19 protein-coding genes are annotated in these 21,609 nt (G+C 71.4%); 11 read left to right on the top strand and 8 right to left on the bottom strand.

Going from position 1 to position 21,609, the window contains the following annotated elements:
- Window positions 1-9: 9 nt before the first annotated feature.
- The 7 genes from OG985_RS15790 (at window position 10) to OG985_RS15820 (ending at window position 6,807) form a co-directional block, all read left to right on the top strand.
- The gene (locus OG985_RS15790; RefSeq protein WP_030611534.1) at window positions 10-423 is read left to right on the top strand and encodes a roadblock/LC7 domain-containing protein; all 414 of its coding nucleotides are present in this window, start codon (window positions 10-12) and stop codon (window positions 421-423) included.
- Window positions 424-534: 111 nt separating this feature from the next.
- Window positions 535-930 carry a DUF742 domain-containing protein gene (locus OG985_RS15795; protein WP_030611532.1) on the top strand — a complete coding sequence of 132 codons (396 nt, stop codon included), beginning with the start codon at window positions 535-537 and terminating at the stop codon, window positions 928-930.
- Window positions 911-1,489, top strand: a complete 579-nt coding sequence (locus OG985_RS15800; RefSeq protein WP_371668965.1) for an ATP/GTP-binding protein — start codon at window positions 911-913, stop codon at window positions 1,487-1,489. The genes OG985_RS15795 and OG985_RS15800 overlap by 20 nt, the downstream gene beginning before the upstream one ends.
- Window positions 1,490-1,866: 377 nt before the next feature.
- Complete coding sequence (locus OG985_RS15805) at window positions 1,867-5,145, top strand: nitrate- and nitrite sensing domain-containing protein (RefSeq protein WP_371668966.1); 3,279 nt, start codon at window positions 1,867-1,869, stop codon at window positions 5,143-5,145.
- 10 nt (window positions 5,146-5,155) lie between these two features.
- Window positions 5,156-5,569, top strand: coding sequence for a roadblock/LC7 domain-containing protein (locus OG985_RS15810; protein WP_356035147.1), 414 nt, complete (start codon window positions 5,156-5,158; stop codon window positions 5,567-5,569).
- A 94-nt stretch (window positions 5,570-5,663) separates the two neighbouring features.
- Window positions 5,664-6,245 (top strand): DUF742 domain-containing protein, encoded by a 582-nt coding sequence (locus OG985_RS15815; RefSeq protein WP_371668967.1) that lies wholly within the window; start codon window positions 5,664-5,666, stop codon window positions 6,243-6,245.
- Window positions 6,226-6,807, top strand: a complete 582-nt coding sequence (locus tag OG985_RS15820; protein ID WP_026248371.1) for an ATP/GTP-binding protein — start codon at window positions 6,226-6,228, stop codon at window positions 6,805-6,807. The genes OG985_RS15815 and OG985_RS15820 overlap by 20 nt, the downstream gene beginning before the upstream one ends.
- 141 nt (window positions 6,808-6,948) lie before the next feature.
- Here OG985_RS15820 and OG985_RS15825 read toward each other — a convergent pair whose 3' ends face one another.
- Window positions 6,949-7,137: an acyl-CoA carboxylase subunit epsilon gene (locus tag OG985_RS15825; protein ID WP_371668968.1), complete on the bottom strand. Its 189-nt coding sequence runs from the start codon at window positions 7,135-7,137 to the stop codon at window positions 6,949-6,951.
- Window positions 7,138-7,202: 65 nt separating this feature from the next.
- Window positions 7,203-8,822, bottom strand: a complete 1,620-nt coding sequence (locus OG985_RS15830) for an acyl-CoA carboxylase subunit beta (protein ID WP_371668969.1) — start codon at window positions 8,820-8,822, stop codon at window positions 7,203-7,205.
- A gap of 437 nt (window positions 8,823-9,259) precedes the next feature.
- Between OG985_RS15830 and OG985_RS15835 the strand changes: the two genes are divergently transcribed.
- On the top strand, window positions 9,260-9,877 hold the full coding sequence (locus OG985_RS15835) for a YceI family protein (protein WP_371668970.1): 618 nt from the start codon (window positions 9,260-9,262) through the stop codon (window positions 9,875-9,877).
- A 96-nt stretch (window positions 9,878-9,973) separates the two neighbouring features.
- On the opposite strand, the gene OG985_RS15840 is transcribed toward OG985_RS15835, so the two are convergent.
- The 4 genes from OG985_RS15840 to OG985_RS15855 are packed head-to-tail and all read right to left on the bottom strand — an operon-like array spanning window position 9,974 to window position 13,972.
- Window positions 9,974-10,558 (bottom strand): YdeI family protein, encoded by a 585-nt coding sequence (locus tag OG985_RS15840; protein WP_371668971.1) that lies wholly within the window; start codon window positions 10,556-10,558, stop codon window positions 9,974-9,976.
- A 59-nt stretch (window positions 10,559-10,617) separates the two neighbouring features.
- The gene (locus OG985_RS15845) at window positions 10,618-11,403 is read right to left on the bottom strand and encodes an ABC transporter permease (protein WP_371668972.1); all 786 of its coding nucleotides are present in this window, start codon (window positions 11,401-11,403) and stop codon (window positions 10,618-10,620) included.
- Window positions 11,400-12,932, bottom strand: a complete 1,533-nt coding sequence (locus tag OG985_RS15850; protein WP_371668973.1) for an ABC transporter permease subunit — start codon at window positions 12,930-12,932, stop codon at window positions 11,400-11,402. The genes OG985_RS15845 and OG985_RS15850 overlap by 4 nt, the downstream gene beginning before the upstream one ends.
- The gene (locus OG985_RS15855) at window positions 12,929-13,972 is read right to left on the bottom strand and encodes an ABC transporter ATP-binding protein (protein ID WP_371668974.1); all 1,044 of its coding nucleotides are present in this window, start codon (window positions 13,970-13,972) and stop codon (window positions 12,929-12,931) included. Before OG985_RS15855 ends, OG985_RS15850 begins: the two co-directional genes overlap by 4 nt.
- 101 nt (window positions 13,973-14,073) lie before the next feature.
- Between OG985_RS15855 and OG985_RS15860 the strand changes: the two genes are divergently transcribed.
- The 3 genes from OG985_RS15860 (at window position 14,074) to OG985_RS15870 (ending at window position 16,966) form a co-directional block, all read left to right on the top strand.
- On the top strand, window positions 14,074-15,264 hold the full coding sequence (locus OG985_RS15860) for a sensor histidine kinase (RefSeq protein WP_371668975.1): 1,191 nt from the start codon (window positions 14,074-14,076) through the stop codon (window positions 15,262-15,264).
- Window positions 15,261-15,935, top strand: coding sequence for a response regulator (locus OG985_RS15865; protein WP_371668976.1), 675 nt, complete (start codon window positions 15,261-15,263; stop codon window positions 15,933-15,935). Before OG985_RS15860 ends, OG985_RS15865 begins: the two co-directional genes overlap by 4 nt.
- Window positions 15,936-16,183: 248 nt before the next feature.
- On the top strand, window positions 16,184-16,966 hold the full coding sequence (locus tag OG985_RS15870) for a serine protease (RefSeq protein WP_371668977.1): 783 nt from the start codon (window positions 16,184-16,186) through the stop codon (window positions 16,964-16,966).
- Between the two features lie 105 nt (window positions 16,967-17,071).
- Here the strand turns inward: OG985_RS15870 and OG985_RS15875 are convergent, their stop codons facing one another.
- Both OG985_RS15875 and OG985_RS15880 read right to left on the bottom strand, forming a co-directional pair.
- Window positions 17,072-18,430, bottom strand: coding sequence for a hypothetical protein (locus tag OG985_RS15875; protein WP_371668978.1), 1,359 nt, complete (start codon window positions 18,428-18,430; stop codon window positions 17,072-17,074).
- 62 nt (window positions 18,431-18,492) lie between these two features.
- On the bottom strand, window positions 18,493-21,513 hold the full coding sequence (locus tag OG985_RS15880; protein WP_371668979.1) for a CIA30 family protein: 3,021 nt from the start codon (window positions 21,511-21,513) through the stop codon (window positions 18,493-18,495).
- Window positions 21,514-21,609: the final 96 nt, after the last annotated feature.

Consider the following 21,609-nt stretch of genomic DNA (forward strand, 5'->3'; position numbering starts at 1 on the left):
TTGAGCCCGATGAGCCAGGCGGCACAGAACCTCAACTGGTTGATCACCAACTTCGTGGACAACACCCCTGGGGTGTCCCACACCGTCGTCGTGTCCGCCGACGGCCTTCTGCTCGCGATGTCGGAAGGATTCCCGCGCGACCGTGCCGACCAGCTGGCGGCCGTCGCCTCCGGACTCACCTCGCTGACAGCCGGGGCGTCCCGGATCTTCGAGGGCGGTTCGGTGGCACAGACGGTCGTCGAGATGGAGCGGGGATTCCTCTTCCTGATGTCCGTCTCGGACGGCTCGTCGCTGGCCGTACTCGCACACCCCGACTGCGACATCGGCCTCGTCGGCTACGAGATGGCACTTCTGGTCGACCGCGCGGGCGCGGTGCTCACGCCTGACCTGCGTGCCGAGCTCCAAGGCAGTCTGCTCCACTGATCGGCCCCGGCACCACCCGCCTCACCAAATCACCGTCCGGCCGCCACAATCCCCCCACCGGCCCTGTCAGACGGCACGACTGACCGACTTGCTGTCCCGTCCGGAGGATTCATGACCCCGCCCACCGCCTCTCATGATCCGTACGCGGAGCCGTACGAGGATGAGGGCGACCAGCCGCTGGTACGTCCATATGCGATGACCGGTGGCCGGACCCGGCCGCGCTATCAGCTCGCCATCGAGGCGCTGATCAGCACCACGGCCGACCCGGCAGCGCTCATGGGGCTGCTCCCGGAGCACCAGCGCATCTGCCACCTGTGCCGCGAGGTCAAGTCGGTAGCGGAGGTGTCGGCTCTGCTGGCCATGCCGCTCGGCGTGGCCCGGATCCTCGTCGCCGACCTCGCGGAAGCGGGGCTCGTCGCCATTCACCAGCCGGGCGGCGACGAGAGCACCGGCGCTCCGGACGTGACACTGCTCGAAAGGGTGCTCAGTGGACTTCGCAAGCTCTGACGGAGGCGGTCGGGCGACCACCTCCGCGAAGATCGTGGTGGCCGGCGGCTTCGGCGTCGGCAAGACCACGTTCGTGGGCGCCGTCTCCGAGATCAACCCGTTGCGCACGGAGGCCGTCATGACGTCCGCGAGCGCGGGCATCGACGACCTGACCCACACCGGGGACAAGACCACCACCACGGTGGCCATGGACTTCGGCCGTATCACGCTCGACCAGGACCTGATCCTGTACCTGTTCGGCACCCCCGGCCAGGACCGCTTCTGGTTCATGTGGGACGACCTGGTGCGGGGCGCCATCGGCGCGATCGTCCTGGTCGACACCCGCCGTCTCGCCGACTGCTTCCCGGCCGTCGACTACTTCGAGAACAGCGGCCTGCCGTTCGTCGTCGCGCTCAACGGCTTCGAAGGGCACCAGCCGTACGCTCCCGAGGAGGTGCGGGAGGCGCTCCAGATCGGTCCGGACACCCCGATCATCACCACGGACGCCCGCCACCGGTCCGACGCCAAGAGCGCGCTGATCACGCTGGTGGAGCACGCGCTCATGGCACGGCTGCGGTAGCACGCAAAACGGGAGTGACGTACGGCAGTTGTCGTAGATGTACCGGAGCCGGCTGTGTCCTTAGACACGGTCGGCCACGGTGTTCATAACGTTTCGGCAGAGGAATCGGGTGGTATGGCCACTCGTCGCGGTCATCCGGTCTCGCTGCGCGCACGAAGGCCCCGTCATTTGACGGGGCTCGCTCTTTATGACCGTTTTATCTAGGGCTTACATCACTCGGAATCCTCATCTTCCACTGTTTGGAAGTGCGCAGGCCGTCGTGCTGGAATGCCTGAACTGCCCAATAGTCAAAGACGTACTCATCAGACGATGCGTCCCTGGGCTCTGAGACACAGCGGCACAACGTTGGTGCCGGCCGCCGGAAGGTTGTTGGTCGAGTGAGGCGAAGCAAGAACGGTCCCGAGCCGTCGGCCCGGGGCAACTTCACCCCGCCGCCGCGCGGAGCGGCGCCCGCCCCTGTGCCCGGTTCGGAGCCGACGGCAGCCCCCGCTTCCGGTGGCGGCCGTTTCTCCCCGCGCAACTGGCGGGTGCCGACCCGGCTGAACGCGATCCTGCTCATACCCGTGGTCGTCGGCCTCATCATGGGCGGCTTCCAGGTGAAGAGCTCGATCGACACCTGGCAGGAGGCGCAGGACGCGGAGAACACGGCGCGCCTGGTGCGCGCCGCCTCGAACTACAGCAACGCCCTGCTCGTCGAGCGCGATGTCACCGCCGCGCCGCTGCTCCAGGGCAAGGGGCAGGACGACCCGACGGTCAAGGCCGCCCGCGCCGCCACGGACAAGAGCGCCGACGAGTTCGACAAGGCCGCCGAGAGCATGCCCGACCGGGCCAACCTCCAGCGCCGCCTGGCCCGCTTCCGCAAGGTGGAGCCGGGGCTGCAGCAGATCCGCGCCAAGGCCTACACCTCCGAGCGCACGGGCGTGCAGACCGAGGAAAGCTACGTCGCCGTCGAGCACACGCTGCTCGAGTTCTCCAACGAGCTCGGCCTGGGCACCGGCAACATCACCAGCTACGGCCGCACGGTCTACGCGGTCGCACTCGCCAAGGGCGCGCTCTCCCTCGAGCGCTCCATCGGCATGCACCTGCTGATCAAGCCCGGTCCGGGCCAGGGCAGCCTGGCCACCCAGCGCATCGCCCTCACCTCGTACGCCTACCTGGAGGGCATCGCCATCCAGGAGTACCAGGGCGGCGGTACCGAGCAGGACATCGCCAAGCTGGAGGCGGCCGAGAAGCAGATCAAGGCCGACGGCGCGAAGATGGCCCAGGCGGCCAAGGCCAAGGACCCGGACTACGTGCCGCCGCCGTCCGACCCCACCACGATGATCTCGGCGATGTCCCAGCTGCAGTCCACGGACCCGACCGAGCGCGCCCCGCTGGCCCAGAAGGGCATCACCGCGCAGAACTGGTGGGCGGTCACCACCCTCAAGTTCGACGCGTACCACACGATCGAGTCCGACCTCACCGACGCCGCGGTGAGCGAGGCCTCCACCATCTCCGACGACGCCAAGCGCGACGCCTTCATCACCGGTGCCGCCGTCATCGTCGCCCTGCTCGCCGCGTTCATCCTGGCCGGCATGGTGGCCCGCCAGATGAGCCGCGCGATGCGCCAGCTGCGCAACGCCGCCTTCGGCATCGCCGAGCAGCGGCTGCCGATGCTGGTCGACCAGCTCTCGCGCACCGACCCCGGCCGCGTGGACACCCGTGTCCAGCCCATCCCCATCACCACCCGGGACGAGATCGGCGAAGTCGCCCGCGCCTTCGACCAGGTCCACCGCGAGGCCGTCCGGCTCGCCGCCGAGCAGGCCCTGCTGCGGGGCAACATCAACGCGATCTTCACCAACCTCTCGCGCCGCAACCAGTCCCTGATCGAGGGCCAGCTGACCCTGATCACCGACCTGGAGAACAACGAGGCCGACCCGGACCAGCTGGAGAACCTCTTCCGTCTGGACCACCTCGCGACCCGTATGCGCCGCAACGGCGAGAACCTCCTGGTCCTCGCCGGCGAGGAGCCGGGCCGCCGCTGGGACCAGCCGGTCCCGCTGGTCGACGTGCTGCGCGCCGCCTCCTCCGAGGTGGAGCAGTACGAGCGCGTCGAGCTGTCGGGCGTTCCGGAGGCCGAGATCCACGGCCGCGCCGTGACCGACCTCGTGCACCTGCTCGCCGAGCTCCTGGAGAACGCCACCACGTTCTCCTCCCCGCAGACCAAGGTCCGCGTCACCGCGACCCGGCTGCCCGACGGCCGCATCATGATCGAGATCCACGACAAGGGCATCGGCCTGACCGCCGAGGACTTCGCGGACATCAACCACAAGCTGGCCAACCCGCCGACCGTGGACGCCGCGATCTCGCAGCGCATGGGCCTGTTCGTGGTCGGCCGGCTGTCCGACCGGCACGGTATCCGGGTCCAGCTGCGTCCCTCGGGCGAGCAGGCCGGTACCACCTCGCTGGTCATGCTGCCCGACGCGATCACCCACGGTGGTGGCGGCGAGCACCACCCCGAGCGTGACGAGTTCACGGTCTCGCAGATCATGCCGGAGCAGCAGCCCAGCTACCACGGCGAGGACTTCAACAACGGTCTGCCGATGCGCACGGCCGCGGAACTCGGCTTCGACGACAGCCGCTACACGGAGGTCCCGGACGACATCCGGGAGCTGGACCCCGTCGGCCGCTCCCTGATGCGTGAGGAGCGCCGCGCGGCCCTGGAGTCCCAGAGCGGCCAGCCCAGCCTCGAGCAGGGCCCCGAGGCCACCGCGTACGCCGACGGTTTCGACCCGCAGACCGGCTACACGAACGGCAACGGCTACCAGGAACAGCAGCCCGCCGCCTACGACGACCGCCGCCCGGCGTACGAGGAGCCCCAGCAGGCGCCGTACGAGGAGCAGCAGCGCTCGTCGTACGACGAGCAGTACTACGCGCCGAACGGCGGCCTGCCGCAGAACGACGCCTTCTCGGCGAACGGCGGCTACCCGGAGCCCACCTACACGGAACCGGTCCAGGAGGAGCGGGCGAGCGCCCACTCCGCGGCCCCGGAGACCTACTCGGGCTTCGAGGAGCCGTCCTACCAGGACGACTGGCCGCAGCAGGACGGTTACCGGAACGGCTACCAGGACCAGTACGCTCCGGAAGCGGAGCCCGTACAGGCCGCTGACGTCAGTGAGCGCGAGCGCGTAGGCTTCGAACGACCGGGACCGACCACCTCCGCCGCCCACGCGCTCACCGACGCAGGGCTTCCGCGCCGCGGATCCACCACGACGAGCGGCAGCAACGGCACCCGGCCCGGGAGTCACGAGCAGCCGGCCCCCGCGCCGGAGAGCAACGGCAACGGCAACGGCAACGGGACCGGCCCCGCGGACTGGCGCTCGGCGAACGACGCGCGTTGGCAGCAGGCCTCACAGCTCCGCAAGCCCAAGGCGGGCGGAGTGACCTCCTCCGGCCTGCCGCGGCGGGTACCCAAGGCCAACCTGGTCGAGGGAGCTGCCGAGACGACCCCACAGGGGGGCCCACAGGTCTCCCGCGCTCCCGAGGACGTCCGGGGCAGGCTGAGCAACCTGCGTCGCGGTGTCCAGCGGGGACGCAACGCAGGCAGTGAAACGAACGGCCAGGCCACCAGGAATCACCACGGTGGGCCTGACAGCACCTACAACCAGGAGCGTTAGTGTGAGCCCGATGAGCCAGGCGGCACAGAACCTGAACTGGGTGATCACCAACTTCGTGGACAACACCCCCGGTGTGTCCCACACGGTGGTGGTCTCCGCCGACGGACTCCTTCTGGCGATGTCCGAAGGCTTTCCCCGCGACCGCGCCGACCAGCTCGCGGCTGTCGCCTCAGGTCTGACATCTCTGACGGCAGGCGCCTCCCGCATCTTCGAGGGTGGCAGCGTGAACCAGACGGTTGTGGAGATGGAGCGGGGATTCCTCTTCCTCATGTCCATCTCCGACGGTTCCTCCCTCGCCGTTCTCGCACATCCTGAGGCGGACATCGGCCTCATCGGGTACGAGATGGCCCTTCTGGTGGACCGTGCCGGTACGGTCCTGACGCCCGATCTGCGCGCGGAGCTCCAGGGGAGCCTGCTCAACTAACAGTCAGACGGTGCGTTTTGGCGTCCCGAGGCCATAAGGTTTCGGGACGCGGCTCCACATTGATGGGTGCCCGGCACAGTCGGAGGAGGAGAAAGTGGCAACACCCCCAGGCGGTTCGCCTTCGGGCAACTGGTCGTACGGCCCTGCCCAGGGCCCGAACGACGGTTCCCAGAACCCGAACCGTTACAACTTCCCCTCCGCACCGAGCCGGCACCAACAGCCGTACGCGCCCCAGGGTCCCGGACCCTCGCCGTACGACCAGCCGCCCGCGCCGCGCATCCAGCCCGTGCAGCCGCAGCGGCGCGCTCCCGAGCCGGCGCCCGCCGGCTCGTCGAACAATCCCCTGGTGCGCCCGTACGCCATGACGGGCGGCCGCACCAGGCCGCGGTACCAGCTCGCCATCGAGGCACTGGTGCACACCACCGCGCAGCCGCACCAGATGCAGGGCCAGTTGCCCGAGCATCAGCGGATCTGCAACCTCTGCCGGGAGATCAAGTCGGTGGCCGAGATCTCGGCCCTCCTCACGATCCCTCTCGGCGTGGCCAGGATCCTCGTCGCCGACTTGGCGGAGGCGGGCCTGGTCGCCATTCATCAGCCCGGCGGCGACGAGAACGCCGGCGGCCAGCCAGACGTGACACTGCTCGAAAGGGTGCTCAGTGGACTTCGCAAGCTCTAGCGGAGGGCCTTCCCGCTCCACCACGTCCGCGAAGATCGTGGTGGCGGGCGGCTTCGGCGTGGGCAAGACCACGTTCGTCGGCGCCGTCTCGGAGATCAACCCGCTGCGTACCGAGGCCGTCATGACGTCTGCTTCGGCGGGCATCGACGACCTGACCCACACCGGGGACAAGACCACCACCACGGTGGCCATGGACTTCGGCCGTATCACGCTCGACCAGGACCTGATCCTGTACCTGTTCGGCACCCCCGGCCAGGACCGCTTCTGGTTCATGTGGGACGACCTGGTGCGGGGCGCCATCGGCGCGATCGTCCTGGTCGACACCCGCCGTCTCGCCGACTGCTTCCCCGCCGTCGACTACTTCGAGAACAGCGGCCTGCCGTTCGTGATCGCCCTCAACGGCTTCGACGGCAACCAGCCCTACAACCCGGACGAGGTCCGTGAGGCTCTCCAGATCGGTCCGGACACCCCGATCATCACGACGGACGCCCGCCACCGCGCGGACGCGAAGTCGGCGCTGATCACGCTGGTGGAACACGCGCTGATGGCGCGGTTGCGGTAGCGGACGTGCGGCCACCGGGCCGCCGCGGACGGTCGTGGGCCGTCCGCGGGGAGTCGGTGGCCGATCTCCGTGGTTCCCCGCCTCTCAGGCATGACGAAGGGCCCCTCCCGAAAGAGGGGCCCTTCGTCATGCCTGACGGGATCAGTGCCAGCTGTGCGGGGCACGGAAGCCGGGCTCGCGCTCCAGGCGGCGCCAGCCGGCCTTGGGGTGCTTGCGGTGGGTGGGGGCCGCCGGGGCGGCGGCCGCGCGGGCCAGGAGGACGGCCGTGATCGCGGCGACTTCCTCGGGCTCGGCGTGGCCCTTCTCGACACGGATGTCATGGGTCGTCATAGGTCTCAGTCTCCGTGGATGAGGTTTCCGCGGGGCAACCGGTGGGTTACCGCGGGACCGCTTGGTTACTGCGGGGGGTTGCCGTGCTTGCGGGAGGGCAGGTCGGCGTGCTTGCTGTGCAGCATCGCCAGTGACTGGATCAGGACCTCGCGGGTCTCCGCGGGGTCGATCACGTCGTCCACCAGGCCGCGCTCGGCCGCGTAGTACGGGTGCATGAGCTCGGACTTGTACTCCTTGACCATGCGGGCCCGCATGGCCTCGGGGTCCTCGGCATCGGCGATCTGGCGGCGGAAGATGACGTTGGCGGCACCTTCCGCGCCCATCACGGCGATCTCGTTCGTCGGCCAGGCGTACGTCAGGTCCGCACCGATGGACTGGCTGTCCATGACGATGTAGGCGCCTCCGTAGGCCTTGCGCAGGATGAGGGAGATCCGCGGGACGGTCGCGTTGCAGTAGGCGTAGAGGAGCTTCGCGCCGTGGCGGATGATGCCGCCGTGTTCCTGGTCGACGCCCGGGAGGAATCCGGGTACGTCGAGGAAGGTGACGATCGGGATGTTGAAGGCGTCGCACATCTGGACGAAGCGGGCGGCCTTCTCACTCGCCTCGATGTCCAGCACGCCCGCCAGGGACTGCGGCTGGTTGGCGACGATGCCCACCACCTGGCCGTCCAGGCGGGCCAGGGCGCAGATGATGTTCCGGGCCCAGCGCTCGTGGATCTCGAGGTAGTCGCCGTCGTCGACGATCTCCTCGATGACCTTGGTCATGTCGTACGGACGGTTGCCGTCGGCCGGCACCAGGTCGAGCAGGACGTCGGAGCGCCGGTCCGCGGCGTCGCTGGACTCCGCGCGCGGCGGGTTCTCCCGGTTGTTCTGCGGGAGCATCGACAGGAGGTAGCGCACCTCGGCGATGCACGTCTCCTCGTCGTCGTAGGCGAAGTGGCAGACACCGCTGGTCTCGGCGTGCACGTCGGCGCCGCCCAGCCCGTTCTGGGTGATCTCCTCGCCGGTGACGGCCTTGACGACGTCCGGGCCGGTGATGAACATCTGTGAGGTCTCGCGGACCATGAAGACGAAGTCCGTCAGGGCGGGGCTGTAGGCCGCGCCGCCCGCGCACGGGCCGAGCATCACGCTGATCTGCGGGATGACGCCGGAGGCCCGGGTGTTGCGCTGGAAGATGCCGCCGTAGCCGGCCAGCGCGCTGACGCCCTCCTGGATCCGGGCGCCCGCGCCGTCGTTCAGCGACACCAGGGGCGCGCCGGCCGCGATGGCCATGTCCATGATCTTGTGGATCTTCGTGGCGTGGGCCTCGCCCAGCGCGCCGCCGAAGATGCGGAAGTCGTGGGCGTAGACGAAGACCGTGCGGCCCTCGACCGTGCCCCAGCCGGTGATGACACCGTCGGTGTGCGGCCTCTTGGCCTCCAGGCCGAAGCCGGTCGCCCGGTGCCGGCGCAGCTGCTCGACCTCCCGGAAGGTGCCCGGGTCCAGGAGCAGCTCGATGCGCTCCCGGGCGGTCAGCTTGCCCTTGGCGTGCTGCGCCGCGGTCGCCTTCTCGCTGGGGCCGGCCAGTGCCTGCGCACGGATCTCGTGCAGCTCGGCCACTCGCCCGCGCGCGTCCGTCGGCTCACCCGTCGGCTCGCTCAGCGTCTCGCTGGTCGACTCACCCGGCGCCTCATCCAAAACGGTCATGTAGCGACCTTACGAAGTCCGGCAAGGAAAGCGAGCCGTCGACTCCGTACAGTCTCCGACCCGTTTTCCTGGTACCACCGAACAGAACCTCACCGGCGTGCAGCGCTTCTGACTGCTCAGGGGGCGTGGGCGTTGTAGGGGTCACACAAAGGGGCGGGCTGAGAGTCACCTCACATCCGGAGGTGGCGCACGCCTCCGCCGGAGTGACACCCGGCGCGGCCGACCGCCTGGAGCAAGGGTCTGGACCACGTGGCACGCCCGGAGTCGGCCCGCGCACCGCACACCCCTGAATGATCTTCGGCGGTTCGCCCGAACGGGTCGGTCCAACATATCTCCCGGACATCCGAGGGATACTGTTGAAACTTGAACGGAATAGGTCTACGGTCGTCCCTGTTGACCTCGTTGAACATTCAACATCCTCTCCCCGGGAGCACACCATGAGCATCTTCAGCCGCAAGACCGACACCGCCACCGCCGTGACCGACGCCCCGGCGCCCGACGCCGTGAACCCCGAACTGGCCGCGCTGACCGGCGACTACACGATCGACCCGTCCCACACCACGATCGGCTTCGTCGCCCGCCACGCCATGGTCACGAACGTCAAGGGCAAGTTCCTCGACTTCACCGGCTCGCTGCACCTCGACGGCGGCGACCCGGCGAAGTCCACGGCGACCCTCGACGTCACGATGGACAGCATCGAGACGGGTTCGGCGGACCGCGACGGTCACCTGAAGAGCGCCGACTTCTTCAAGACCGACGAGTTCCCGACGATGACCTTCCGTTCCACCAAGGCGGAGGCCCTCGGCGGCGACGACTACCGCATCACCGGTGACCTGGAGATCCTCGGCGTCACCAAGCCGCTCACCATCGACCTCGAGTTCAACGGCGCCGCGAAGGACCCCTTCGGCAACGACCGCGTCGGCTTCGAGGGCAAGGCGGAGATCCTGCGCTCCGAGTTCGGCCTGACCTGGAACGCGGCCCTGGAGACGGGTGGCGTCCTGATCTCCGACAAGATCAAGCTGAACTTCGACATCTCGGCGATCAAGAACGCCTGATCCGTCGGCCCGCACGACCCCGAGCGCGCCCGTCCTCCACTCCGGTGGAAGACGGGCGCTCGGTCGTTTCCGGCCGGTCGGGTGCGACTTCGGCCGTCACCCTCCGGGTGACTCCAGCCTGGCGATCGCGGCCGTCAGCCGGGCCGCGCGGCTCTGCGGGGTCCGGGCCCGCAGCAGGCCGAGCATGACCAGGTACCGGTCGGTCCGCCCGAGACCGTCGAAGACCGCCCGGGCCCGCGGGCTGCGCTCCAGCGCCGCCGCCAGGTCGTCGGGGACCGCGGCCTCCTTCTGCGAGGCGTACGCCGCCGCCCACCGCCCGTCGGCCTTCGCGGCGGCCACCTCGGCGAGCCCGGCGGGTCGCATCCGGCCGGCCGCCCCGAGTTCCTCGACCCGCCGTACGTTCACCATCGACCAGAGGCTGCCCGGCCGGCGCGGGGTGATCTTCTGGAGGTAGTACGCGGCGGTGAGACTCCTGCGCTGACCCGTGATCCAGCCGTGGCACAGCGCCACGTCGTTGACCTCGCCGGCGGTGACGGACGCCAGGCCGGAATTCTTCTTGGCGACCCGCACCCACAGTCCCGGGTGGGGAGCCGGGTGAGCGCTCAGCCAGGCGTCCAGGGCGGCCGCGGAGGCGAAGGCCTCGGGTCCCGGCATCGGGGTCGGCGTCGCGGGAGACGGCATGGGACGACCGTAGGCGCCAAGTAGGTCGGAAGCTGTCCTGCGGGGAAGTCCCGTCGCTCTCACGCGTCCCGTCTGCCGAAGGCCGCCGCGCCCAGCAACGACAGCGCCAGCGCGTAGGCCGCCAGGACGCCCAGGCCCGGCCACGGGGCGATGGGGAGGCGGTCCAGGTCTCTCGTCGCCTGGATCGACAGGGCCGCCGGCATCGGGGTCCAGCGTTCCAGGCGGTGCTGCCAGGTGGGTGAGTGGACCAGACGGGCCATGAGCGGGACGACGTACAGGATGCCCAGGCCGACGGTGATCGCACCCGCCGTGTCCCGCAGGAGGACGGCCAGGGCCAGCCCCAGGAGCGCGACCAGCACCAGGCACAGGACGGTGCCGGTCGCCGCCCGCAGGGTGGGGCCGTCGGTCAGGGTGGGGAGCGGGTAGCCGGTCGACGGCTCGAAGCCGTTCGCCGGGAGGATCAGGCGGGCCGCGCCCAGGACGGCCAGCACGGCCGCCGTGGCCGCGGCCGCCGTCGGCAGCGACAGGGCCGCCGCCTTCGCCAGGAGCGTCTTCTGGCGGTCCGGCATCGCCGTCAGCGTCGCGCCGATCGTGCCCGTGCCGTACTCCGCTCCCATCGACAGGGCGCCCAGGACCAGGACCGTCGCCTGGCCGAGCCAGATGCCGGTCAGGCCCAGTTTCACGGTGTCCTCGTGGCAGGCCCGGGGCGACGGGCACACTCCCGGGGTGACCGACGAGACCGCGGCCGCCCCCACCGCCACCGTCAGCGCGACCGTCGCCGCCAGCAGCCACCAGGTGCTCGGCAGGGTGCGGAGCTTCGTCCACTCCGCGTGCAGCGACCTCATGCGTCCCTCCCGCGCAGGCGCCAGGCCGCCAGGAGCAGGGCGACGCCCGCGTAGGCCGCCAGGACGGACAGGCCGCCCCACGGTGTCATCGGGTAACAGCCGCTCTCCGGCAGGCAGGTGTGGTCCACCTGCGGGTAGTACGTCACCCCCTGCTGGATCGCGAAGGCCGCCGCCGGAGTCAGCCGCAGGAGCCAGTGGGCGGCCGGGAGCGGCAGGGCGAAGGCCAGGATCTGCGGCAGGACCACCAGGACCACGACCGCCGCGATCGCGCCCGCGCTGGTGCGCAGCAGAACGCCCACGGCCAGGGCGAGTACCGCGACCAGGGAGAGCAGGGCCGCGCTGCCGACGACGGCGCGCAGCGCCGGGGTGTCCAGCAGGGAGAGGTCCGGGAAAGCCGGGGGCCGGTAGCCGTTCGTGCGGAGGCGGGACTGGGCGAGGGTGAAGGACAGGGCCGTCGCCGGGAGGGAGACCGCGAAGGTCACGGCCGTCACCACCAGGGTCTTCGCCGCCAGGACCCTGGTGCGGCTCGGCGTCGCCGTGAACGTCGTACGGATCAGACCCCGTTTGTATTCGCTCGTCACGAAGAGCGCGCCCAGCGCGACCATGAACAGGACGCCGACGAAGACCCCCTGGAAGCTCATCTGCACGGGGTCGCCGAGGCTCTCGTCGGGGGCGACGTCTCCGCGCCCGGTGAGGGTGTGGGTGCCCGTGGCCGACACCCGGGTCCGGCCCGGTTCGGCGTCGGCGGGTGTGGGGCCGTTGGGCACCGGGCCGCCCACGTCCGTGCTCGTCCAGGCGGCACCGGTGGAGGTGCCCCGCAGGGCCGGGCCGTCGAAGGCGGCGGTGACCGAGCCGCCGCCGAACACCTCGGTCGTGCCGCCGAAGGACCGGCGCAGGACCTGGTGGGCGGGGGTGGCGACGAAGAGGCCCACCTGAACGGTGCGCGGCAGGCCGTCGAGTCGTACCTCCGTGATCCGGTGCCAGGTGCGGCCGTCCCCGGACTCGTATCCGGTGAGTCGGTCGCCCGACCTGGTGAGCCGGAGCCAGGCCGCGGTCCCGCCGCCGTCCCCCGCCGTGTCATGGGTGAAGTTCCACTGCATGCGCACGCCGTGCTCGGGGGTGGTCATGACCGCCGCGTACGGGGCGCCGGGTTCGAGGCTCCGCTTGACCATCAGCCCGGCCTTCGCCCACGGCTCGATGTCCCTGCCGTCGGCGCTCCTGAGTCCGGTGACCCGGGCGGTGAGGCTGCCGTCGCCGGTGAGCGGGCGGTGGGTGAAGTGGAAGGCGTCGGTGACCACCGTGCCGTCGGGGCCGACGGTGACCTCCGGGCCGCCGCCGAAACTCGATCCGGCCGCCCCCAGCTGGGAGATCACCACGGTGACGGCGGCGGCCACGGCCAGCACCAGCGGCCAGGCGCGGACCGTCCGGAACTTCGTCCACTCCGCGCGGAGGAGGCCCGGGAAGCCCGCGCGCGTGGGATGCAGTGCGGAGCGGTACGGCGTGCGGGACGGGGTCGGGGTGGTGGTCATGGGGCGACCTCGTCGTTCGTGGTGGGGGTGGAGCCGGGCCTGGTGGCGGGGGTGGACCGGTTGCTGGAGCCGGAGGCGGGACCCCTGTCGGACTCGGGGGCGGACCCGCTGTCGGCCACGGCGACGGACCCGCTCGTGAACTCGGTCGCGTCTCTGGTGAGTTCCATGTAGGCCTCCTCCAAGGTCGCGCGGTGGGCGCCCACTTCGGCGAAGGGGACCCGGGCGGCGCCCAGCAGTTCGACGATCCGACGCGCGGGCAGGCCGGTGACGGTGAGGATGTCGCGGTCGGTGACCGCCACCGTGGCGCCCTCGCGGGCGAGGAGTTCCATCGCTTCCGTACGGGCGTCGGTGCGCAGTCGGACCCGGTCGCCGGACGCGGCGGCGAGCAGCTCGGACACCGCCGTGTCGGCGATCAGCCGGCCGCGGCCGATGACGACCAGGTGATCGGCCGTGTCCTCCAGCTCGCTCATCAGGTGGCTGGAGACGAGGATCGCGCGGCCCTCGGCGGCGAGATGCCGCAGCAGCGTGCGGATCCACTGGATGCCGTCGGGGTCGAGGCCGTTGACGGGCTCGTCGAGGAGCAGGACCGGCGGATCGCCGAGCAGGGCCGCCGCCATGCCCAGGCGTTGTCGCATGCCGAGGGAGTAGCCGCCCGCCCTGCGCCTCGCCGCCGACTCCATGCCGACCTGTTCCAGGACCTCGTCGACCCGGCGCATGGACAGGCCGTGGGAGTGGGCGAGCCAGCGGAGGTGGTCTCGGCCGCGGCGGCTGGGGTGCGGGGCGGCGGCGTCCAGCAGGGCGCCCACCTCCAGAAGCGGGGTGCGCAGGGCGTGGTAGGGGCGGCCCGCGATGAGGGCCTGGCCCTCGTCGGGGGCGTCCAGGCCGAGGAGGGCCCGCATGGTGGTGGACTTGCCCGCGCCGTTGGGGCCGACGAAGCCCGTGACCGTGCCGGACTCGACCGTGAAGGACAGGCCGTCGACCGCGAGGGTCCGGCCGAACCGTTTGCGCAGAGTGCGGACTTCGATGGCTGCGTCGCTCATGGAACCGGACGCTATGCGGGCCGCGCGGCGGTGTCGTCACGCCGGGGAGGTCCCTCACGTGGGGGACGTCGCCGGGGTGGGCGCCCGGCACAATGGCCCCCGTGAGCGCGGAGACCGGGGACGTGACGGGGACGGGCCGGCTCGGCGTGCTCGCCGCGGCGAGGTCGCCCAGGGTGCTGCCGGCCGTGCTCGCGGTGCTGTCCGTCGGGGAGGCGCAGGTCCGCGGGGACGGCATGGCGGGCGGGGTCGCCGTCGTGCTGCTGCTCGCGCTCGGCTCCACCCTGCCGCTCGCGCTCGTCCTCGGTGCCGAGCGGGTCACCCGGGCCGGGGCCGCCCTGACGCTGAGCACGGTCGGCGTGCTGGCGCTGCTGCCCTTCCGTACGCTCACCGTGGGCGGGGTGGTGGCCCAACTGGTGTGCGTGTACGTACTGGGGCGGACCGGTGCCACCCGGCTGGGCGGGCTGCTCGTGGTGCCGTACGTCGTGATCGCCCTGCTCGGCCCGCAGGGCGTGATCCGGGCCACCGGTGTTCTCGTCGCGACCCTCGCCTCGGCCGCCGCCGCGACCGGCATCGCCCAGCACGCGCGGACCACGGCGCTCGCGCACACCGCGACCGAACAGGCCTTCGCCGACACTCTCCTCGACCATGCGGCACGTGGTGAACGGGCGCGGATCGCACGGGAGTTGCACGATGTGGTCGCCCACCACATCTCGATGATCGCCGTGCAGGCGGAGACCGCCCGGCTGACCACGGCGGGCATGCCGGCCGAGGGTGCCGCCCGGTTGCTGGCCATCGGGGACACCGCGCGCGGCGCCCTGACGGAGATGCGGCGGCTGCTGGGGGTGCTGCGCCAGGACGCGGACACCGGGGTCGAGCGCCGGCCGCAGCCCGGGCTCGGCCAGCTCATGGAGCTGATCGACGCGTCGCGGGAGACGGCCGGCTCACGGACCCGGCTGATCGTCGGCGGACCGGTCACGCCGCTCGACCCGGGGGTGGAGGTCACCGCGTACCGGATCGTCCAGGAGGCCCTGACCAACGCGCGCCGGCATGCGCCGGGTGCCGCCGTGGATGTGGAACTGCGTTACGGGCGAGCCCAGTTGCTGGTGCGCGTCCGCGACAACGGTCCCGGGCCCCGCCTCCGGGACCCCGGCCCCGGCGCCGACCGCCACGGTCTGCTCGGCATGCGGGAGCGTGCCGCGACCCTCGGCGGCACGCTGCGCACCGGCCCGGACCCCGGCGGGGGTTTCCTGGTCGAGGCCCGGCTCCCGTTCGGGGCGGAGGCGCTGCCGTGAGTGACGGCATCCGGATCGTCGTCGCCGACGACCACGAGGTCGTCCGGGCCGGCTATGCCGGACTCCTGGCCACGCAGCCCGACTTCAGCGTGGTCGGTACCGCCCGCGACGGTGCCGAGGCGGTGCGGGTCTGCCGGGAGCGGCTGCCCGACGTGGTCCTCATGGACGTACGGATGCCGGTCATGGACGGCATCGAGGCGACCGCGCGGCTGCAGGGGCCCGAGGCACCGCGGGTGCTCGTCCTGACGACCTTCGACCTCGATCAGCACGTGTACGACGCGCTGGCCGCCGGAGCGAGCGGGTTCCTGTTGAAGGACGTGACCGCCGAGCGGCTCTTCGAGGCGGTGCGGGTGGTCGCCGCCGGTGAGGCGCTGCTCGCTCCGGCGATCACGCGGCGGCTGATCGCCGAGTTCGCCCGGCTGCGGCCCAAGGCCCCCGCGGACAGCTCCGGTCGGGGCGCGCTGGCCGCGCTCACCCCGCGCGAGACCGACGTGCTGCGGCTGCTCGCCGAGGGGCTGTCCAACCCGGAGGTCGCCGAGCGGCTGCGGGTCGGCGAGGAGACGGTGAAGACGCACGTCAGCCGTGTGCTGTCGAAGCTGGGGCTGCGGGACCGTACCCAGGCGGTGGTCCTGGCGTACGAGTCCGGGCTGGTCGTACCGCGGATGTCGTGAACCGGCGGGCCGGGAGGTACGGCGGATGCGGCGAGGCCCGGCGGGCCGACGGCGGCCGGCCCTCGGGGCGGACGTGGCCGGATCGCACCCCTTGCGTGAGGGCTTGCGGGGTTCTCATAATCCAGCAACAGATTTGACCTGCCCATGCCAGCAAATGGGCGTTTCTTTGTTGCCCCCGTTGACATGTTCTCGTCAATTCCGTGTTTCGGCTCCATCCCCAAGGTCGACCCCCCACGGAAGGCATCACGTTGAAGAAGCTCCTCACGACCCTCAAGAGATGCGCCGCCGCCGGTGCCGCCGCTCTCGCGATCGCCAGCCTCCAGCCCGTCTCGGCCGCCCAGGCCGCCCCGGCGCCCGTCGTCGGCGGCACCCGCGCCGCGCAGGGTGAGTTCCCGTTCATGGTCCGGCTCTCCATGGGCTGTGGCGGCGCCCTCTACACACAGCAGATCGTGCTCACCGCCGCGCACTGTGTGGGCGCGACCGGCAACAACACCGGCATCACCGCCACCGCGGGCGTCGTGGACCTCCAGTCCACCACCGGCCGGGTCCAGGTGAAGTCCACCAAGGTCTACCGGGCCCCCGGCTACAACGGCAACGGCAAGGACTGGGCCCTGATCAAGCTCGCCGCGCCCATCAACCTGCCCACCCTGAAGATCGCCACCACCACCGCCTACAACACGGGCACGTTCACCATCGCCGGCTGGGGCTCCGCCAGCGAGGGCGGCGCACAGCAGCGCTACCTGCTCAAGGCGACCGTGCCGTTCGTCAGCGACGCCACCTGCCGTTCCTACAGCGGCTACAGCGGCCTGGTCGCGAGCGACGAGCTCTGCGCCGGTTACACCGCGGGCGGCACCGACACCTGCCAGGGCGACTCCGGCGGCCCGATGTTCCGCCGGGACAGCGCGAACGCCTGGATCCAGGTCGGCATCGTCAGCTGGGGCATAGGCTGCGCCCGCGCCAACGCCCCCGGCGTCTACAGCGAGGTCTCGACCTTCGCCTCCGCCATCGCCTCGGCCGCCTCCACCCTCTGACGCACGGTCTCCCGTACGACGGACGCGGGTCCGGCGCGGTGTGCGCCGGACCCGTGCCCGTCTCGTCCTCGTGGTCCCGCTCGTGATCCCGGGCTTCGGCGCGAGTCAGAACCCGCCTCCGCCGAAGTCCCCTCCCCCGCCTCCGTCGAAGCCGCCACCACCGTCGAACCCGCCCCCGAAGTCACCCGGGTCGAAGTCCGAGCCGGAGAGGTCGCCGCCCTCGTAGCCGCCGCTACCGAAGTCCCCGTAGCCGGAGCCGTAGTCGGCCGCGTAGGCGGGGGCGGACATCATGCTGCCGAGGACCGTGCCGACAAGGAGGCCGGGCAGGATGCCGCCGCCGAAGTAGCCGCCCGCCCAGGGACCGTAGGCCGGGCCCGCGTCCCAGTAGGGGCGGCGGCCGTGGTCGGTGTCGACCTCGCGGATCACCGGGTCGCGGCCGTCGGCCAGGCGGGTCCGGTCGGCCGCGCAGACCGGGACCTCGCGGGCCGCGCCGGCCGGCGGGGTCCACTCGGCGTCGGCGACCGAGGGTCCGTGGCGCGGGTCGAAGAAGCAGGGCGGCCGGCGCTCGGGCAGCGGCAGGCCCTGGCGGCGGGCGGCGAGCTGGGCGAGCGAGAAGCGGCCGTCCTCCAGTGCCTCGGTGACGGCCCGCACGTCCTCCGGCCGGTGCGCCTGCGCCATGGACGTCTTCGCCTGCTCGTAGGCGTCCAGCGCGCGTTCGTAGTCGGCGCGCATGGTGTCGTCGGCGCCGGCCTCCGCCGGGTGGAAGTCGAGGCGGTCCAGTTCCTCGCCGAAGGCGGTGATGTCCTCGTCGACCACGACCCGCAGCCGCTCCAGCGCGGCCCGCTGCTCCTCCTCCCTGCGCCGCCGGTTGCGCCTGACGACCGTGTACGCCCCCGCCCCGCCGGCCACCAGCACCGCGCCGACGGTGATCAGCGCGGTGCCGGACACGCCGCCGCCGCCGTCGGAGGAACCCCAGGTCGAGGGCGCCGTGCCGCCCATGTTGGTGAGGGCGCGGTTCGTGAAGTCGCTCAGCTGGGCCGGGGCGTCCTCGCCGCGCACGCTGGTCACGAGGTTCTGTACGGCGGTGCGCGGCAGGACGGCGGAGTCGGCGCGGGCGTCGAAGCGGCTGCCCAGACGGATCGCGTAGAGCCCGGTGACGCCGGTGGCGGTGCGCAGCCTGGTGAACAGGTCCCGGGTCGGGTAGTCGGCGGGCAGCACCGCGATGAAGAGCGGTTTGTCCGCTTTCCTGATCTGCCGCGCGAGGGTGTCGGCCTCGGCGTCGGACAGCTGTGCGCTCGCTGCCGGATCGACGTAGACGGGATTCTCGCGCAGCGCCGCGGCGACGGAGGAGACGCCGGTGGCGGCGGAGGCGGGCGCCGGGGCCACCGCCAGCACGGTCAGGGCGGCGAGCACCAGGGCCGGCAACAGCCCTGAGAGGCTTCGGGTCCAGGGGACGACCTTCATGCTTCGAAGCTACCCGAAGCCTCTCAGAACCGGACATCGACGCAGGCGAGGGATCTGGCGTCTCAGACCGCCCGGTAGGCCTCCCGCAGCTTCTGCACGGCTGCCGCGTACCGCCCGCTCAGCAGGAGGTGGTCCGCGTCGGCGAACGGCTTCGACACCGCCGCCGTGAGGGTGCCGCCCACCCGCCGCTGCACGATCAGCCGCGCCCTGGCGACGAGTGCGCCGCCCGCCTCCCGCGCGCCGGCACGCTCGGCCGCGGCAGCCGCCGCGGCCAGCACCCTCAGCGTCTTCTCGCCGCCTGCGGGCACCTTCGTCACCGTGGTCAGCCCCCAGCCGTACGGGAACTGCGGATCGTACGAAGCGTCGCCGACGTTGATCGGCAGCTGCGCCTCGGACCTCGGCCAGGTGACCGGGAGCCGGCCGGTGAAGGGCCGCTTGCCGTACAGGACGTCCGCGACGCCGTCGCCCTCGGTGCCCGGCAGCCAGGAGGCCACGAGGGCGTCGATGCCGCCGAGCCGGTCACCGATGAGCTGGGGGCGCCCCGAGACGATCAGGACCGCGCACTTCATCGCCGCGCACACCCGGTCCACGGCCGCCCGGTCGGCGGCGGACAGCTCCAGGTCGTTGCCGTTGCCGACGTCCCCGACGCCCTCCGCGTACGGGGTCTCGCCGACGACGACCACACCGACGTCGTAGCCCTGCGTGGAGGCCGAGGCGTCCTTGGAGTACGTGACCTCGCCGCCGGCGTTCCGCAGCCCCTCCAGGACGGTGGTGCCCGGGGTGATGTCGCCGGAGGAGCCCTGCCAGGTGACGGTCCAGCCTCCGGTCTGGTTGCCGATGTCGTCGGCGTTGGAACCGGCCACGTAGACCTTCTGCGACTTCCTCAGGGGCAGCACACCGCCCGCGTTCTTCAGCAGCACCTGGGACTCGGCCGCCGCCTGGCGGGCGACGGCCCGGTGGGCGGTGGAGCCGATGGCCGCGGCGCCGCCGGTATCGGCGTAGGGCCGCTCGAACAGGCCGAGCCGGAACTTCTGGGTGAGGATGCGGGACACCGCGTCGTCGATGCGGCGCTCGCTGATCCGACCCGCCTCGACCTCGTCCACGAGGGTGGTGTGGAAGTCCTTGTAGGCGTACGGGACCATGATCATGTCGAGGCCCGCGTTGACCGACGTACGGACGTCCGAGGCGTAGTCGCCGGGGATCTGGTCGATGCCGGCCCAGTCGCTGATCACGAAGCCGTCGAAGCCCATGCGGTCCTTCAGCACCCCGTTGATCATGTCGGCGCGGGCGTGCATCTTGACCGGGCCCCGGCCGTCACCGATGACGTCGAGGGAGGAGTACGACGGCATGACCGACCCGACCCCGCGGTCCACGGCCTGCTGGTAGGGGGCCAGGTGGACGGCCTCCAACTGCTGTCGGGTGACCTTGGTGACGCCCTGGTCGATGGTGTATGTGCCGGTGGTGGAGGTGCCGTACCCGGTGCCGCCGTCACCGACGAAGTGCTTGGCCGTGGCCAGGACCTTGTCGTCGTCCTTCAGATCGCTGCCGTCCCGGGCGCCCTGGAGGCCCTGGACGACCGTCTCCATGGACTCCACGAGAGCTGGGTCCTCGCCGAACGACTCGTACGAGCGGCCCCAGCGTTCGTCGCGGGTGACGCAGAGGCAGGGGGCGAAATCCCAGGGGATGCCGGTGGCACGGACCTCGGCGGCGGTCACCGCGCCCGTCCGCTGCGCGAGTCGGGGGTCCCTGGTCGCGCCGATGCCGATGTTGTGCGGCATGACCGTGGCGCCGACCAGGTTGTTGTGGCCGTGCACCGCGTCGACGCCGTAGATCAGCGGGATCTGGAAGCGGGTGGCCTGCGCCCTCAGCTGGAAGGCGTCGATCATCTTCGCCCAGGCCTCGGGGGTGTTGGGCGTCGGGGTGGAGCCGCCGCCGGACAGGAGTGAGCCGAGGTCGTAGGCGGCGATGTCACCGGGGGCGGTGACCGCGCCGCGTTCGGCCTGGGTCATCTGGCCGGCCTTCTCCGCCAAAGACAGCCGGGAGACGAGATCGGCGACCCGCTTCCGCACCGGCAGCTTGGCGTTCAGGTACGGCAGCCCGTGCGCGTCGACGACGACCTGCGGGTTCTCGGCCGGGGGCTTGGCGCCGGTGACGGTCAGCTTCAGCGGGATCGTCTCGGCGGACTCGGCGGCCTTGTCCTCGAGGGTGCGGACCCGCAGGGTGCGGGAGGTGCCGGACGCGGTGCCCGCCGGGAAGGTGATCGTGCCGGTGACCGGCGTGTAGTCCCTGCCCGGTGTCGCGGTACCGGCCGCGGTCGTCTCGTACGCGACGGTCACGGGCTCGTCGATGGGGGCGGAGCCGGTGGTGGCGACGGTGACCCGGACCGAGGCGGCGTTGCCCTCCTTGACCGGAAGGACGGCGGAGTCGGTGGTGACGGAGGCACGCAGCGACTGGTCCGCCCTGCCGTACAGCTCGACGTCGTCCATGGCGAACTCGCCCTTGAGGCCCACGGGGAGGGTGAGGGCGTACCCCCACATCCGGGTGAGGCCCAGGACCTGGTCGATGCCGCCGACGGGCTGGTAGTCCGTGCGATAGGTGAAGTCGGCGAAGGGGATCTCGACCTGTTTCCAGCCGGTGAAGTCGTCGGTGAAGGAGGTCGTCCAGAGCTCGGAGGCCTCGCCGTGGGCGCCGCCGTCCTTGATCTCGAAGGCGATCTTCCTGCCGCTGCCCCGGCCGTCCCACCAGAAGCGGATGCCCTTGTGGGCGGACCAGTCGTGGGCGGGCCGGTCGGCGGCGTAGTCGTGGGTGAAGCCGCCGTACCCGCTGATGTCGTAGGTCCCGGAGAGGACCTTGGCGCCCTCCGGCGCGTCGTCGCGGGCCGTGAGCGCGAGGGCGGGCGGGTCGTCGCTGTCGCTTCCCCAGGTGAAGAGGCCCTCGGCGGGCTGGCTCGCGAAGGGCACCTCGCCCTCGAAGCGGTCGACGGCGACCGGGGCGGGGTCGTCGGCGGACGCCGTGGCGGCCGTGGCGAGCGGGAGCAGGGTGGTGAGAAGTGCGGCGGTGGCGAGCAGGGCGGTTCTTCGCATGGACCATTCCTCGGCTCTCGTAGTCCACTCATGACTTAGCTCACGCCGTGAGTTAACTGGCGCCCCGTGAAGCCGTCAAGAGTTCACGTCAGAACC

Origin of the sequence: Streptomyces sp. NBC_00289, assembly GCF_041435115.1 — a bacterium.
Taxonomy (GTDB): domain Bacteria; phylum Actinomycetota; class Actinomycetes; order Streptomycetales; family Streptomycetaceae; genus Streptomyces.